The organism is Holdemania filiformis DSM 12042 (genome assembly GCF_000157995.1).
Lineage (GTDB): Bacteria > Bacillota_I > Bacilli_A > Erysipelotrichales > Erysipelotrichaceae > Holdemania > Holdemania filiformis.
In genome coordinates this window covers 1-14,813 of the sequence record NZ_GG657560.1, presented here as the reverse complement: position 1 = coordinate 14,813, position 14,813 = coordinate 1, and the positions used below count along the sequence as shown (strand labels likewise).

The window sequence follows — 14,813 nt, the reverse complement described above, 5'->3', positions numbered from 1 at the left end:
TTTTCCATTAACAGCGCCAGCGCCTGTTTGGCTCTGGGTTTGTCTTCCTTTTCGGCATAGGTGACCAGTTTCGCCATCACGTCGTCAGGATATTCAAAGGCGATGCCGCTGCAGCAGTCCCTTACGATTTCCTGTATTTCTTTGACTTCAATTTCTCGCATACTCCTAAGCCCTTTCTGTTTGTTATTGTAACACAAACAATAAGGGGAATGAACTGCTTAATCCGCGCATTCCAGGATGTTCCTTGACAAGATGTAAATTCTTTCAATAAGGAACGCACCACTGTTGAAATCACTTTCAGAAACATCATTTCACTGCCATTTTCAAAGCTTCCGGAATACAATAGAAATTGAGGTGAAACCATGAAAAAAATTGAGATTGAAAAGCTGGATCGGAATCTGATTTCCCTGATCCATAACGATTGGGCCGTACTGACCGTTCCGGATGAGGGCAAGGTCAACGGTATGACTGTCAACTGGGTTCAGATGGGCTGGCTGTGGAACAAAGCGGTAGTCACCGTGTATGTCCGGCCGCAGCGTCACACCTACCCGCTGATCGAACGGGAAAACTGCTTCTCGCTGGCGTTCTTTGACAACGATCAACGGGAAAAGCTGGCCTATCTGGGCAAGGCCAGCGGCAAAGACGTGGATAAGCTGGCGCATGTCGGCTATACGACAACCCTGCTCGATGGGGCGCCGTGCATCGATCAGGCGCGTATGGTGCTGGTTCTGAAAAAGTTAGCGACGATGGAGATCAGCGACGCTGAGTTTATCGACAAAACTGTGGAGAACGCAAGTTATCCAAACCGCGATTACCACAAGGCTTATACGTGTGAGATTCTCGCCGCTTATCAGAATGAGGCATAATTCCCAAACAAGTTTACAAAGGAATCAGATATTCCTGTAAAGCAACAGAAAAAGAGCTGTGATCAGTCAAGCCTATCCCTGACTGAACGATCACAGCTTTTATCTTCTTTCTAAAAATATGCAAGCACGCATATTTTTGTAGCAAAAAATATGTATGCTTGCATATTTTTAGAATCAAGTTTAAACTAATTATATGCATAATATTCTTCAAACCATCCCATCGATGGCAGGAGGCGGAGATGTTAAAAAGAAAAGTTTATTACCAATTACTTCAGTGGAAAGAGAAGCAAGCAAAGAAGTGCTTGATTATCAGCGGCGCCCGCCAGGTCGGGAAAACGACAATCGTCCGCGAGTTTTCCAAAAATTACACCTCGTTTATTGAGCTTAATTTTTTAGAAAGTCCCTCGTTAAAGTCAATCTTCTCCGGTGATCTCGACGTGGAAACACTGATTGCTAATCTATCGTTTGCCATAAAAAATGTTGCTTTCATTCCCTCCGATACGCTAATTTTACTGGATGAAGCGCAGGAATGTCCTAACGCGATTACATCGCTTAAATTCTGGTCGTTGGATGGTCGGTTTGACGTTATTGCAACAGGTTCAGCACTGGGCTTGAATTACAATGTACCGACTTCTTATCCGGTTGGATATGTTGAATATTTAGATATGTTTTCAATGGATTTTGAAGAATTTTTATGGGCCAATGCGGTCACAGACCAACAGATCGCATTGTTAAAAAGCCATTTTATTCAACGCAAACCGTTACCTTCTTTTTTGCATGAGAAAATGATGGAATATCTCCGTTATTACATGGTTATCGGAGGCATGCCGGAAGTCGTCAACACCTACACCCAGACGCATAACCTGTTTGCGGCTGATCAGATTCAAAGAACAATCTATCGTGACTATCTTTTCGATATTGCCCGCTTCGCAAATTCTGATGTCAAAATCAAAGCGGAAAACTGCTACAAATCAATTCCACTCCAGCTTTCTAAAGAAAATCACAAATTTCAGTATAAAATTGTAGAACATAAGGGTACTGCCCGTAAATTTGAATCCAGTCTTGATTGGCTGGAAAATGCTCATTTCATTAAATTGATTTATAATGTAAGCACGCTGGCTTATCCTCTGGAATCATTTAGTATTCGCGAAAATTTTCGAATTTATCCGACAGATATCGGTTTACTGATTTGTTATTATGATTTTGAGCTGAAAAAAGCGATATTAGAAGACAAAAAAATTGATACATTACCGGAAAGTTTAATTTTAAAAACTTCAAAAGGAGGATTGTACGAAGCTTTGGCCGCAGATTTTCTAATCAAACGGGGAACAGAGCATCTGTTTTTCTACAAACAAACCGGAAGCACCTTAGAAATCGAATTTTTATTATCCACTCCCGAAGGAATCATTCCCATTGAAATTAAAGCAGGAAGAAGTAAAACAAATTCATTGGATGTCATTTTGAATGACGCCAATATTCCTTTCGGCTATAAAATGGCCGATCAAAATATTGGAATCCACGGCAAAAAAATAACGATGCCGCTTTATATGTTGATGTTTATTTAATTAAAGGATTGCGCGGATTCAGCCTAACAATGCCATTGAATCTTTGCCGGGCAGGGTTCATCCGTGATGGACTGGGCTGAAAGCGAGGCGTAGGCATCCTGCCAGAGTTGGCGGGTCAGCTCCTCCATTTCAGACGCAGGCAAGTCCAGCCCCCGATCATAAACTACCGCAGCGGCGGCATAAAATAGAAATCCCAGCGCATTGGTCGGCGTTGTCAACGTACCGCAGGCCGCGGCAATCGCGCGGGCAGCGGCCTGGGCAACCGGATCTGAGGTTTCCCGGGCGATTTGACCGGCTTCCTTGATCCACGGTTTCCCTGTTTTTCCCGGCTGATGGAGTTGAACAACCTGCTGACAGGCCTGAACCAGCGCGTCCAGCCGGCGATCCCCGCCGGCTCTTTTCTTATAGACCGGCAAGATCCTGCTTTCTACATAGCCCAGCGCCCAGCGAGCCAGCGTGGTTTCACTCTGGGTTTCGATCAGCCGCATCATCGCGATACATTCCGGCGAATCAACATCGCCCAACATTTTTCGTAATTTTGCCATCTTTCGCGTTTCCTTTCTTCTTCAGATTAAAATGCCTTCGCAGTGATCCAGTTCATGCTGAATCACCTGCGCCGTAAAACCGCTGAACGTCCGCTGCTTGATCCGGCTTTGTTCATCCTGATAACGCAGCTGCAGCTTTTCAAAGCGCTGCGCCCGGCGCGTTCCCGGCAGTGATAAACAGCCTTCCTCTGCCGTATATTTTCTCCCTTCAGCCTTGATGATCTGCGGATTGATCAGCACCAGCGGCTGATCCGCAACAAAGACCGCGATCACCCGGACAGACTGACCGATCATGTTAGCGGCCATCCCGGCGCAGTGATCCGCATGCGCTATCAGCGTATCCTTCAGATCTGCCGCAACAGCCAGATCCTCCGCCGTGGCCTCCCGGCTGGGGCGGCTGAGCAGAATCGGATCGGTTACTATTTCCCGAATCATAAAATTATTCATCCTTCCTTTTCAATGTTTGTTTTCTCCTGATCCGGTTTCTTCAGATTCCGTTTCAGGAGAATATCATGACGCTGTGCCGCTGCCTGCAGCTGATTTACCGCCGCGGCGGCTTTTTCCTTTCCAGGCATCGCCGGATTCAATGTCCGCAAGCCCGTCATAACCGTTTCCAGCTCTGCCAAAGGAAGCAGCGTCACGGCCAGACAATAAAAGCTTTTGCGGCGGCCTTCGTTATAATCTTCCAGCAATTCCGCCAGGATCGCCAGTTTCTGTTCCATCTGTGCTTCAAAGGCGGCAGGCCCGATCCTTTTCAGCTGATCCAGATCCTTCAGCCGATGACGGCAGGTCACAAACGAAACGGTGTCCTCGGTAACGGCCATCCGCTTACAGGGATAGTGTTCACATTGGCTGCAATATTCAACCCCGCCCTGTTCTGCCGCGCATTTCAAAAGTCTGCAGCGGGGTCTGCCCGGCGCTCCGCAGCCGGGACAATGACCGCCCAGATACAGCGTGCAGCAGCCGCAGGCCAGACCGCACAGCGAGAATTTCGGATAGGCCCGCAAGCCTTCATTTTTTATCATCATTTTCTTCCTTCCCCTCCTTTACCGGAGCTGCCATTGATATTTTGCCATATCCACGCAGCCGTTGGACTTGAATTCCACGCCTTCCGCTTCCAGCAGAGATCGTTGTTCATCCCACCCCGGCGCTGTGCGGCCCTGGCTGTTGACCACACGGTGGCACGGATAATCGCCATAGAATTCAGAATGCGAACAGGCTTTGCCGACATGCCGGCCATGGCGGGGATAGCCCGCCAGTTCAGCGATCTGGCCGTAACTGGCAACCTGACCGCAGGGAATCTCGCTGATCACCGCCAGCACCAGCGCTTCAAACTCTTCATTCATCGCCGTTCTCCGTTCCAGTCTGTTCAATTAAATGTTTCCAGCCGCGGATCGCTTCCGATTCAAATTTATCGCGATGGTAGATCATCCAGTTCTGATTTTCCAGTTCGATTCCTTCGATCTTCACTTCCGTCAACGCGCCGGACGCCAGCTGCGGACGAACCATCTGCTCGGGCAGTAACGCGATCCCCAAGCCGGCCAGCGCCGCTTGTTTCAGCACCTGGGAATTGACGCTCTCCCAGGCCGGCTTGACCTGGATCTGACGCAGCCGCAGCGCGCTGTCCAGACTGTCGCGAATAGCGCTGCCCTGCTCGCGTAATAACCAGGCCTGCTCCGCCAGCTGATCGAGCTTTAGTATTTTATGCTTAGCTGCTGGCCAATCCGGGCGGCAGACAAACGTCAGCCGATAGCGGGAAAACGGCAGCCTCACAAGACACTCCTCCTCGCATACGCCTTCGGTAAAGCCCAGATCCACCTCGTTCACCAATACTTTCCTGACGATTTCCTTGGCCCGGTCGACCTGAACCCGCATCGGCGTCTTCGGGTACAGACTGTGAAAGTGCGCGACCAGGGACGGCAGCCACATGTTTGCGATCGTGATGCTCGAGCCGATCCGCAGCGGCGCCTGTTTTTCAAAATCCGCCGTGTTTTGTTCCAGATCTTCAATCGCTTCCAGGATCGGAACCAGCTTATGATACAGCTGCAGACCGCGTTCGTTCACGGCGCAGTGCCGGCCAATCCGGTCTAAGAGCGTGTAGCCCAGCTGCTGCTCCAATTCTGTTACGACATGTGAGACCGCCGGCTGGCTCATGTATAAGACCTGCGCCGCCCGGGTAAGACTCCCCTGCTCCACCACAGCCCGAAATACTTTCCACTGTCGGATTGTCATCCGGATCCCTCCCTTCGCGGCGAACTTCTTCCGATTCGCCGCTGTCCTTCATCCATAACTAAATAGTAATGGAAAACATAGATTTTTGCAATTTTACTTCTGCCTTTATTTTATGGATAATAGACGGGAAGGGGGAAAGTCAATGAAATCATGGAAAACCGGAATCTGGCTTTTCGGTGTTAATTTGTATATCAGTACGTTTACGTTTGGAGGCGGATACATCGTTATTCCGATGATCCGCAAAATTTTTGTCCAGCAGAAACAGCTTTTCACGGAGTCTGAGCTGCTGGAAATGGCAGCAATCGCCCAGTCTTCGCCCGGCGCGATCGCGGTGAATCTATCGGTTCTGGCCGGCCGGCGGACTTTAGGCTTAGCCGGCGCTTTGATCAGCGCCGTCGGCGCGGTGCTGCCCTCGTTTATCATCCTGGCGCTGATTTCTTCCTGTTATGACGCTTTCCGCACCCAGCCGGTCATCAACGCCTGCCTGAAAGGCATGGAAGCCGGGGTTGCAGCGTTGATCGTTCAGCTGGTCTATGAGATGAGCGCTGCGATCTTGAAGCAGAAGCAAACGCTTCACAGCTTGATTTTACCCGTCACTTTTTTCTGCGGTTTTATTCTGGAAATTCCGGCGATGACGCTGCTTTTGTTCTGGGCAGGATTGTCGTTAGTCCTGAGCTTCCTTGATTATCGGAGGGCCCGGGCATGAATCTGATTCTGGAATTGTTTTTTACATTTTTGAAGATTGGTTTATTCAGCATCGGCGGCGGTTATGCAACGCTGCCCTTGATCCAGCAGCAGGCGGTCGTTGTCCATCCGTGGCTGACGCTGCAGGAATTCACCGATATTATCACGCTGTCGCAGATGACGCCGGGTCCGCTGGCAGTCAACACCTCGACGTTTGTCGGGATGCGGTTAGCGGGAATGGCCGGGGCGATCGCGGCGACCGGAGGCTGCGTATTGTGCGGAATTCTGATCAGCCTGGGGCTGCAGCGCTTCTTCCGCCGCAACGGCGATCAGAAAGCCGTTCTGCATCTGTTGGAAACATTGAAATCCGCTTCCGTCGGTTTGATCGCGGCTTCCGCCGCAACGATTGTCTTGATCGCCCTATTCGGTGTTTCCTCCTGGAAACAGCCGCTGCAATTCAACGGCACGGCATTGATTCTGTTCGCGCTGTCGTTGGCGGCAATCGTCAAAGGAAAACTGGGGCCGGTGCCGCTTCTGATCCTCAGCGCGCTGGCGGGGTGTTTCCTTTATCTTTAGTTCTCCTGATTGAGCAGCCTTCCTTATTTAGGAAATCTTTAGTTCCCAAATTGAACCAAATCAGGTAGAATAAGAAACGCAAAGCTCCAGATTAAAATCAGGGAAATTCTACATCTGGGGCTAAGGAGGAAAACTATGAAAAAACTTGCTGCTGCTTTACTCACGATCGCCTTGCTTCTCACAACCGGCTGTTCCGGGAATACGAACAAGGAAACCGGCAACGTCATCGCCCGGCACTCCGAAGATGAAGACGGTCTCTACTATGGCAAACAGGGTGATACGATGCGCAACGAATTCTTTGATTTCATCGTTGAAGACGTTAAGCTGACTGAAAGCTTCGGCGGATACACCGCAAAAGAAGGGATGCGCTTGTTATGCGTAACCGTCAAAGAAACCAATACCTTCGGCGAAGCGCTGCCGATGTTTGATCAGGATTTCGTGCTGACCTGGGAATCGACTGAAGAGTTGTTCTATCCGTTAGTCAATCTCGATGATAAGTCGGTCATGCCGGAAGAATTCGAACTGGCAAAAGGCAAGTCCGCAACGTATAAGCTTGTCTTTGAAGTTCCGGCTGAAGAACCGGAGTTCCTGTTGATCTACCTGGAAGAATTCGACAATGATGAAACCGGCGATATGTTCATCGTCACGCTGACGCCGGACGCTCAGTAACCGTTCGATTCCGATTGTACAGGCAAAAATGACGAAAGACGGACCTCTCACGGGTCCGTTTTGTTTTACAAATCGTTTCAAATCAGGCAGAATCTCGCAAACCTCAATCCTGCGTCCAGGGGAGCGTCGATGATTCTGCTTTTTTACTTTTCCCCCTGCATTTAAAGCGATCTTGCTTTCTAACGCTTGCACTCAGCGGGATCAAAAGGAAGGCAGACGCCTGAATCCCGGCGCTTTGATAAAAATCCCGGACCTGGCGGCTAGGGCGAGAGCATCCAGCCCTGGCCGCCCCTGGCTTTAGGAACGAACATGCGGCTTGCATTCACCGCTTCATCCCGATACAATGAGGATAACAAGAATAAAAAGGAGAATGAATGCATGAAACCGAAAATTGAAATTTGCTGCGGAAGCGCGCAGGATTGCCAGGCAGCGCAGCGTGGGGGCGCGGATCGGATCGAACTGAACTCCGCTCTGGCGTTAGGTGGTCTGACGCCGACGCTGGCGAATCTGATCGAGGCGAAAAAGACCGTGACATTGCCGATCATCACCATGGTTCGCAGCCGGGGCGCGGGCTTCTGTACGACCGACGCGGAATTTGAAATTTTATTTGCCGATGCGGAACTGCTGCTGAAGCATGGGGCAGACGGGCTGGCATTCGGTGCGCTCAACGCCGATCATACCCTCAATGCCGCGCAGACCCGGGCCATGATTGAGCTTGCTCATCGCTACGGCCGGGAATTTGTTTTCCACCGCGCGTTTGACTGTGCCGCTGATTTCGATACGGCGATCAGCCAGCTGATCGACTGGAAAGCAGACCGGGTGCTGACCAGCGGCGGGGAAGACAAAGCGGAACACGGCATCGAAACGCTGGCGCGCCTGCAGCGAAAATACGGCGGACACATTGAAATTCTGGCGGGCAGCGGTGTTAACGCCTCCAATGCCCGGCTTTTGTTAGAACAAACCGGCGTTCATCAGCTTCATTCCTCCTGCAAAGATTGGCTGACCGATCCGACAACCGTCGGCCATCATGTCACTTACGCCTTTGCGCCGGCGCCGCATGAGCTGGATTACGACGTTGTCAGCGAACAGAAAGTCCGCGAACTGACGGCCGCCGTCGGAGTCTGCGGATAAATTCAGCCTGGTTTGAAACGGACACCGCCCAATTCTAAGCTCTCTTAAACAAACAAAACCGATTCTTTATCCCCGCGTAAAGCAAGGTCAGGAATCGGTTTTTTTCTTTTTTCGGGAAGGCTCCGGATGTTTTTTCACTTCCACTTCCGGGACAGGTTCAACCCAGGCTTCTTTTTCCTCATTGACCAGTCCTGCCGTTTCCAACGAAGTCAATTCAGTCAGCTTCGGCCACAGCCGGTCCTGCCGCGCCAGCTCTTTTGCCAGCATCCGGATCACACGCTGATGTCCTGATGAGCATTGATGAAAGCAAGTCAGCAGCTCGACGTCTTTATTCTGCAGCACGATGTCCTGACTTTTCCGCACATGCCCATGATAATCCAACAGATAATTAAAATCGACGCCGAAAATTTCCGCCATCCCGAACAGGGTATTGATATCCGGCTCCGCGGCATTGTTCTCATACCGTGAAATCGCCCCGTCGCTCAGGCTTAAGTCCTGCCCTAAAGCTTCCTGGCTGATTCCGCGTTCTTCCCGCAGCAGACGCAGATTTTCGCCTAACGAGAGTTTCGCTTTCATCCCGCTCCTCCCTTCCTTATTTCGTATATGAATCATATCGTAAAACAACGTAAAAATTTGCCATTTCTCGGTAATGGATAATCTTTATTTTTCTCTCTGTTCGAGATATAATAAGGCGAAACGAGGAGGTGCTTATGGGAAATCCATTTCAAGTTAAACTGAGCCAGATGCTGAGCGCTGCCAATACCGATCTTCCCCGGCTGGAAGCTCTGCTTTATCTCTGCTGCAGCCATGCCTCATTACGCTGTCCGTATACTCAGAAACCTTGCGATCAGCGGTGTATCATCCACCTCGAACAGGCCGGGGCGTATCCGTTGGCCGCGGCAGCGAGGCCGGAAATTCACTGATTTTCATTCCCTTTAAGGATGTTCAGCATCCTTTTTCTTTTTACTTCGGAGCCGGGTAACGGCAAGCTTCACTTAAATTTGTGGAAAAGTGCGCGGCGGTCTTGTCAGGACAGGGGAAAAGTGTTATATTATCTTAGCAGTCACTTATCAAGAGTGCTAAAAGGAGGAAATCATTATGGCTAAAAAACAGTTTAAAGCTGAATCCAAGCGTCTTTTGGATCTGATGATTCATTCTATCTATACCAACAAGGAAATCTTTCTGCGGGAGCTGATCTCCAACGCGTCGGACGCCCTGGACAAGCGGTATTATCTGTCGCTGACGGATGAAAATCAGCGCGTCGATAAGAACGAATTGAAAATCCGGATTGACCTGGATAAGGAAAACCGCACGATCACGCTGACTGACAGCGGCATCGGCATGACTCAGGAGGAACTGGAAAGCAACCTCGGTACGATCGCTCACAGCGGTTCGCTGGAATTCAAACAGAAGCTGGAGGAAGGCACCAGCGACGTCGATATTATCGGTCAGTTCGGCGTCGGCTTCTATTCGGCGTTCATGGTCGCTCAGCGGATCATCGTTGAAACCCGCAGCGCCCAGAGCGAACAGGCTTATTCCTGGATCTCCAACGGCGAGGATGGCTACACCATCGCACCGATCATGAAGGAAGACGTCGGCACGAAGATCATCCTGGAGCTGAAAGAAGAAAGCGAAGACGACAAGGTCGACGAATATCTTGACGAATACACGATCAAAAATCTGATCCGCAAGTATTCCGATTATGTCCGCTGGCCGATCGAAATGGAAGTTGAAACGACCAAGACCGTTGAAGGCAAGGATGAACCGGAAACCGTCAAGGAAATCCAGACGCTGAACTCCATGGTTCCGTTATGGAAGCGCAATAAATCGGAAATCAAAGAGGAAGAATACAACGAGTTCTATAAGAATAAATTCATGGACTGGGAAAATCCGGCCAAGGTGATGCATTATTCCGTTGAGGGCACGACCTCTTACAACGCGCTGTTGTTCATTCCGGCGAAAACGCCGTATAACTTCTACAGCGCTGATTATGAACCGGGCTTACAGCTCTACTGCAAGGGCGTGTTCATCATGGACAAAGCCAAGGATCTGGTGCCAGATTACTTCCGCTTCGTGCGCGGCCTGGTTGACAGCGACGATCTGAACCTGAACATCTCGCGTGAAATCCTCCAGCAGGACCGGCAGATGAAAACACTGGCCAAGAGCATTGAGAAGAAGATCAAGAACACCTTGGAAGACATGCTGAAAAACGATCGCGAGAAGTATGAAGAATTCTTCAAGAACTTCGGCCTGTCGCTGAAATTCGGCGTCTACCAGGACTATGGCATGCACAAGGATCAGCTGCAGGACCTGTTGTTATTCAAATCCACGAACAACGACGAGTACACGACGCTGGACGAATATGTTTCCCGGATGAAGGAAGGCCAGGATCAGATCTACTTCGCCAGCGGCGAGAGCATTGAACTGATCAAAAAGCTGCCGCAGATGGAAAAGCTCCAGGACAAAGGCTATGAAGTCCTGTATTTCACAGACGATGTCGACGAATTTGCCGCCAACATTATGATGGAATACAAGGAAAAGAAATTCAAATCGATCAACCAGGGCGACCTGGATCTGGACGATGAGGAAGAAAAGAAGGCCAAGGAAGAAAAGACGCAGGAAAACAAGTCGATGCTGGACAAGATGAAGGATGCGCTGGGCGATAAAGTTAAAGAAGTCCGTCTGTCCTCCCGTCTGAAATCCCATCCGGTCTGCCTGGTTTCCGACGAAGGTCTGTCGATGGAAATGGAAAAGGTTCTGAATCAGATGCCGAACCAGAATGAAGTCAAGGCCGGTAAGATTCTGGAAATCAATCCGGATCATGAAATCTTCACGACATTGCAGAAGATCTATGACAAACACCCGGAATTGATGGACGAATACACGGATCTGCTTTATACGCAGGCGATGCTGATCGAAGGCTACAAGATCGACGATCCGATCGCTTACGCCAATCAGGTCTGTGATCTGATGATCCGCGCCAATCAGGAATAAATCAAAAAAAACAGAAAAAGGAAGAACGGGGAACGGCCTTCATGAAGCCGCGCCGGGTTCTTCCTTTTCTTTTGGCTTAATTTAATGCTATAATTAAAATCATTTGAATTCAATCTTTACGCGATGAAGGAAAGAAGGAAAACAGAACATGAATCGATTGACCGAGATCAGCGCCCGGCAAATTTTAGGCTTGCTTGAGAATAGCTTTGATATGATCGATCCACGTTTAATCGGTCATGAGCTGCGCACGGCTTGTTATGCCGATCAACTGTTAGCGGCTGCGGGCATGGATGATGAAAAACGGCGGGATCTGGACTGTCTTGTATTTCTCCATGATATCGGAGCGTACAAAACGGAAGAGATCGGCCGGATGATTCAGTTTGAAACCGAAACATGCTGGGATCATTCGATTTACGGTATGCTTTTTCTTTACCATTATTCCCCTTTCTCCGATCTGGCCGAGGCGGTACTGTTTCATCACAGCCGATGGGCGGCGCTGACCGCGGCCGGCGTGGATCCAACAATTGCCCGGGCGGCCAATCTGATTCACTTCTGCGACCGGCTGGACATTTTCCTCACTTATCGTCAGGGAACAATCGCCCAGTTTCTAGAACGGTTGCGCCGGCCGGAATATCATGGCGGCTATGCCCCGGAGCTGCTTGCTTTGGCTGAACGGGCTTCGCTGAAACCCGCAGTTCCAGCACCGGCCAATTTCCTGTTCGAACGGGAACGGCTGGCCCCTTTCCAGCCGCGCCAGATTGAAACGCTGCTGACCATGTTAATCGTCATCATCGACTTTCGTTCCCGTCACACGGTCACGCACACGATGATCACCGCTTCGACGGCGGTACAGCTGGGACGGCGCTGCGGCGTTTCTGAGCATGATCAACAAGCGCTCGGAATCGCGGGAATGTTCCATGACTTAGGGAAAATCGGCATTCCCCTGGAGATTTTAGAAAATCCCGGACGCTTAACCCTGGAAGACATGGCGGTCATGAAAACGCATGTTGAAAAAACCGCTGTCATTCTTAATGGCTGGGTCAGTGAGGAAATCCGCGATCTGGCGCTGCGTCATCACGAAAAGCTGAATGGCACCGGCTATCCGGACGGATTGAGTGCCAGTCAGCTGACGCTGCCCCAGCGGATTCTGGCAGTCGCCGATATCTTCAGCGCCTTAACCGGCGAACGAAGTTATAAGCAGGCCTATACGCTGGAACGTTCGTGCCGGATCCTGGCTGAGATGCGGGATGCCGGACAGCTGGACGCGCAGGTCGTGGACGCCGTACTGAGCGATCCGCAGGGACTGGCAGACATTAACGAACAAAACTGCCGGGAAATCCTTGACAGCTATCAACGAATTCAGGCGGAAAGCCAGGCGCTTCACGATTGTCTGACCGATCCGGTTCTCGTTGAAAAACAGCTGAATGAGGTATGGCAGTGCTTAAAAAGCGATCTGGTCTCCGGCGAAAATAATGAAGGCATCTCAAAGACAGCGTAATTCACGCTTCAATTCAAACCCCATTTATCGAAAAGTGAATCTCCCTGGAAGACCGGTCAGAAAATTCCGGTCTTTTTATATTTTCCTCCGCCCCGGTTCTCATGAAAAAAAGCAGGTGAACGCACCTAAGCGGTTCCCTGCCGTTATTGTAGCGATCGGCGATCTCGATTCTCCTGAACTGTTCATGCTCTGGTTCACCCGCACTTTTCGCAAGCTTCGCCGGTCCTGATTCCATCAATTATTCAGCGGTGTAATCCCGGTCGAACGTGATGACCGTGTACCACTTTTTCTTCTGTTGGTTCAGATGATCGTTGATTTGTTTGCGAATATCGTCAAAGCTCAGTTTACATTCAAATGGAACGACAATATCAAAAATCAGATTGGTATGCGTCGGACCGCTGACCATGCGGAAATCATGGAAGCTTAATTGTTCGTCAATCTGCGCCAGAATGTTCTTCATCATCTTCCGCGCTTCTTCAATTTCCTGATTATCCGTTTCAATCGGATCCATGTGAATCGTAAACATGACGTGCAGCCGCTCGTAAATTTCCTTCTCCACCTCGTCGATCGTATCGTGGATCTGAAGCAGATCATCGTGCGCGCTGACCTCGGCGTGGGCGCTGCCGATCAGATTCCCCGGGCCGTAGCTGTGAATAATCAGATCGTGCAGTCCTAGGATTTCCGGCCGGCTCAGCATGATATCCGAAATCTTACTGACCAGTTCTTTATCCGCAGGCTGGCCCAGCAGTTCGCTGATCGTATCTTTAATAATTCCATACCCGGAAAACAGGACGAAGATCGAAACGATCACGCCCATAATTCCATCCACCGGCCAGCTGACAAACGCCGAGAGCACCAGAGAAACGACCGTCGCCGTTGTGGCTACTACATCATTCAGGCTGTCCTGCGCCGTTGCCAGCATCACCGACGAATCAATCCGCCGGCCCAGCTTCCGGTTAAAACCGCACATCCAGAATTTCACGCCGATCGATGCCAGCAGCGAGATCAGCACAATCCAGCTGAACCGGACCGTTTCCGGGTGAATCACCTTCATCGCCGAGCTTTTCAACAGCTCGAAGCCGACGATCAGAATGACCGACGCCAGCACCAGCGACGTCAGATATTCAATCCGGCCATGTCCGAACGGATGATCTTTATCCGCCGGTTTCGCCGCCAGCTTGTACCCCAGCAGCGTCACGACACAGCTGGCGCTGTCCGACAAGTTATTAAACGCGTCCGACGTGATCGAGATGGAATGGGCGATCGTCCCCATTACCAGCTTCACCGCGAACAACAGCACATTGCAGGCGATTCCGGTCAGGCTGCTCAGCAAGCCGTAATTTTCCCGGACCTTCGCATCTTCGGTCTGGGCGTAATTGTTAACAAATTTTTTAATCAGAAATTCCGTCATCGAACTCACTCCCTTGAGTGATTAGTTTACCACAAAAGGTTCGGGTTAGCCCAGTCTATTTTCATTCAAAATCCAAACCTTTGCTTTCCCGGCAGCCCGCAGCCGCATCAAGCGCAGACGAACCGGAAAATAAGGCATAAACACAAGCAGCGGAAGCAAAGGAAGCGGCCAGGCTGAGCCGGCATCCGCGTACAGCGGTTCCATGACGTAAACGCGCAGCGAGGAAGGCATCAAAAGAAGCAACCCGCAGAACAACACGGTCAGCGCGATCAGCCAATCCAGCGACCATCGGATTAGCCGGCGTTCGCTTCTGTTCATCGAAGCAACCCAGCGGTAACCCAGCATCGCGATCACGGCGTTCAATCCCGTGGCCGCCTGCCAGCTCCAATCGCCGGCCATCGGCTGTAAGCCCAGAATCAACCCCCCGGCCAGACCGGTCAGCAGCGCAATTTTCCATGGCCAGCGGCAGCGGTTGTCCGATTGAAACAAAGCCAGCGCGATGACCGTTACCCCAAGCAGAAACACCCCCGCGTTGTCATATCCTGAAATCAGATATCCCATTCCCGCCAGCTGCCCGCCAGCCGCCAACATCCCTTTATCTTTGAATTCCATCCGGCATTCCTCCCTTAACGTGTCCTAATG

General features: G+C 50.6%; 17 protein-coding genes. 9 read left to right on the top strand and 8 right to left on the bottom strand.

Features of this window, described 5'->3' with window-relative positions:
• The first annotated feature begins 362 nt into the window (after window positions 1–362).
• Window positions 363–866, top strand: coding sequence for a flavin reductase family protein (locus HOLDEFILI_RS12480; protein ID WP_006060096.1), 504 nt, complete (start codon window positions 363–365; stop codon window positions 864–866).
• Between the two features lie 239 nt (window positions 867–1,105).
• A complete protein-coding gene (locus tag HOLDEFILI_RS12475) occupies window positions 1,106–2,431 on the top strand; it encodes an ATP-binding protein (protein WP_039864982.1) in 1,326 nt (441 codons plus the stop codon).
• Between the two features lie 23 nt (window positions 2,432–2,454).
• On the opposite strand, the gene HOLDEFILI_RS12470 is transcribed toward HOLDEFILI_RS12475, so the two are convergent.
• From HOLDEFILI_RS12470 to HOLDEFILI_RS12450, 5 genes are read right to left on the bottom strand one after another with little or no spacing between them, the layout of a single operon-like run.
• Window positions 2,455–2,976 (bottom strand): putative immunity protein, encoded by a 522-nt coding sequence (locus HOLDEFILI_RS12470; RefSeq protein ID WP_006060094.1) that lies wholly within the window; start codon window positions 2,974–2,976, stop codon window positions 2,455–2,457.
• A gap of 21 nt (window positions 2,977–2,997) precedes the next feature.
• Entirely contained in the window at window positions 2,998–3,411 is a 414-nt protein-coding gene (locus HOLDEFILI_RS12465) for a peptide deformylase (protein ID WP_039865003.1), read from the bottom strand.
• 8 nt (window positions 3,412–3,419) lie between these two features.
• Window positions 3,420–4,001 (bottom strand): DUF3795 domain-containing protein, encoded by a 582-nt coding sequence (locus HOLDEFILI_RS12460; protein ID WP_039865002.1) that lies wholly within the window; start codon window positions 3,999–4,001, stop codon window positions 3,420–3,422.
• Window positions 4,002–4,022: 21 nt separating this feature from the next.
• Window positions 4,023–4,322 (bottom strand): MGMT family protein, encoded by a 300-nt coding sequence (locus HOLDEFILI_RS12455; RefSeq protein WP_006060091.1) that lies wholly within the window; start codon window positions 4,320–4,322, stop codon window positions 4,023–4,025.
• Window positions 4,315–5,208: a LysR substrate-binding domain-containing protein gene (locus HOLDEFILI_RS12450; RefSeq protein WP_006060090.1), complete on the bottom strand. Its 894-nt coding sequence runs from the start codon at window positions 5,206–5,208 to the stop codon at window positions 4,315–4,317. Before HOLDEFILI_RS12450 ends, HOLDEFILI_RS12455 begins: the two co-directional genes overlap by 8 nt.
• Before the next feature lie 142 nt (window positions 5,209–5,350).
• On the opposite strand from HOLDEFILI_RS12450, the gene HOLDEFILI_RS12445 reads away from it, so the two are divergent.
• The 4 genes from HOLDEFILI_RS12445 (at window position 5,351) to HOLDEFILI_RS12430 (ending at window position 8,268) form a co-directional block, all read left to right on the top strand.
• Entirely contained in the window at window positions 5,351–5,914 is a 564-nt protein-coding gene (locus HOLDEFILI_RS12445; RefSeq protein ID WP_039864981.1) for a chromate transporter, read from the top strand.
• Window positions 5,911–6,468, top strand: coding sequence for a chromate transporter (locus HOLDEFILI_RS12440; protein ID WP_006060088.1), 558 nt, complete (start codon window positions 5,911–5,913; stop codon window positions 6,466–6,468). Before HOLDEFILI_RS12445 ends, HOLDEFILI_RS12440 begins: the two co-directional genes overlap by 4 nt.
• Before the next feature lie 135 nt (window positions 6,469–6,603).
• Complete coding sequence (locus tag HOLDEFILI_RS12435) at window positions 6,604–7,137, top strand: hypothetical protein (protein WP_006060087.1); 534 nt, start codon at window positions 6,604–6,606, stop codon at window positions 7,135–7,137.
• A 378-nt stretch (window positions 7,138–7,515) separates the two neighbouring features.
• Complete coding sequence (locus HOLDEFILI_RS12430) at window positions 7,516–8,268, top strand: copper homeostasis protein CutC (protein WP_039864980.1); 753 nt, start codon at window positions 7,516–7,518, stop codon at window positions 8,266–8,268.
• An 87-nt stretch (window positions 8,269–8,355) separates the two neighbouring features.
• Here the strand turns inward: HOLDEFILI_RS12430 and HOLDEFILI_RS18510 are convergent, their stop codons facing one another.
• Window positions 8,356–8,844 carry a helix-turn-helix domain-containing protein gene (locus HOLDEFILI_RS18510; protein ID WP_050766984.1) on the bottom strand — a complete coding sequence of 163 codons (489 nt, stop codon included), beginning with the start codon at window positions 8,842–8,844 and terminating at the stop codon, window positions 8,356–8,358.
• 134 nt (window positions 8,845–8,978) lie between these two features.
• On the opposite strand from HOLDEFILI_RS18510, the gene HOLDEFILI_RS12420 reads away from it, so the two are divergent.
• The 3 genes from HOLDEFILI_RS12420 to HOLDEFILI_RS12410 all read left to right on the top strand — a co-directional run bounded on the left by HOLDEFILI_RS12420 (window position 8,979) and on the right by HOLDEFILI_RS12410 (window position 12,760).
• Window positions 8,979–9,191: a hypothetical protein gene (locus HOLDEFILI_RS12420; RefSeq protein WP_006060084.1), complete on the top strand. Its 213-nt coding sequence runs from the start codon at window positions 8,979–8,981 to the stop codon at window positions 9,189–9,191.
• A gap of 175 nt (window positions 9,192–9,366) precedes the next feature.
• The gene (htpG, locus tag HOLDEFILI_RS12415; RefSeq protein WP_006060083.1) at window positions 9,367–11,262 is read left to right on the top strand and encodes a molecular chaperone HtpG; all 1,896 of its coding nucleotides are present in this window, start codon (window positions 9,367–9,369) and stop codon (window positions 11,260–11,262) included.
• 148 nt (window positions 11,263–11,410) lie between these two features.
• Window positions 11,411–12,760 (top strand): HD domain-containing phosphohydrolase, encoded by a 1,350-nt coding sequence (locus HOLDEFILI_RS12410; protein WP_006060081.1) that lies wholly within the window; start codon window positions 11,411–11,413, stop codon window positions 12,758–12,760.
• Window positions 12,761–12,998: 238 nt separating this feature from the next.
• Here the strand turns inward: HOLDEFILI_RS12410 and HOLDEFILI_RS12405 are convergent, their stop codons facing one another.
• Both HOLDEFILI_RS12405 and HOLDEFILI_RS12400 read right to left on the bottom strand, forming a co-directional pair.
• On the bottom strand, window positions 12,999–14,171 hold the full coding sequence (locus HOLDEFILI_RS12405; RefSeq protein ID WP_006060079.1) for a cation diffusion facilitator family transporter: 1,173 nt from the start codon (window positions 14,169–14,171) through the stop codon (window positions 12,999–13,001).
• A 45-nt stretch (window positions 14,172–14,216) separates the two neighbouring features.
• Window positions 14,217–14,783, bottom strand: a complete 567-nt coding sequence (locus tag HOLDEFILI_RS12400) for a hypothetical protein (RefSeq protein WP_006060078.1) — start codon at window positions 14,781–14,783, stop codon at window positions 14,217–14,219.
• Window positions 14,784–14,813 lie beyond the last annotated feature (30 nt).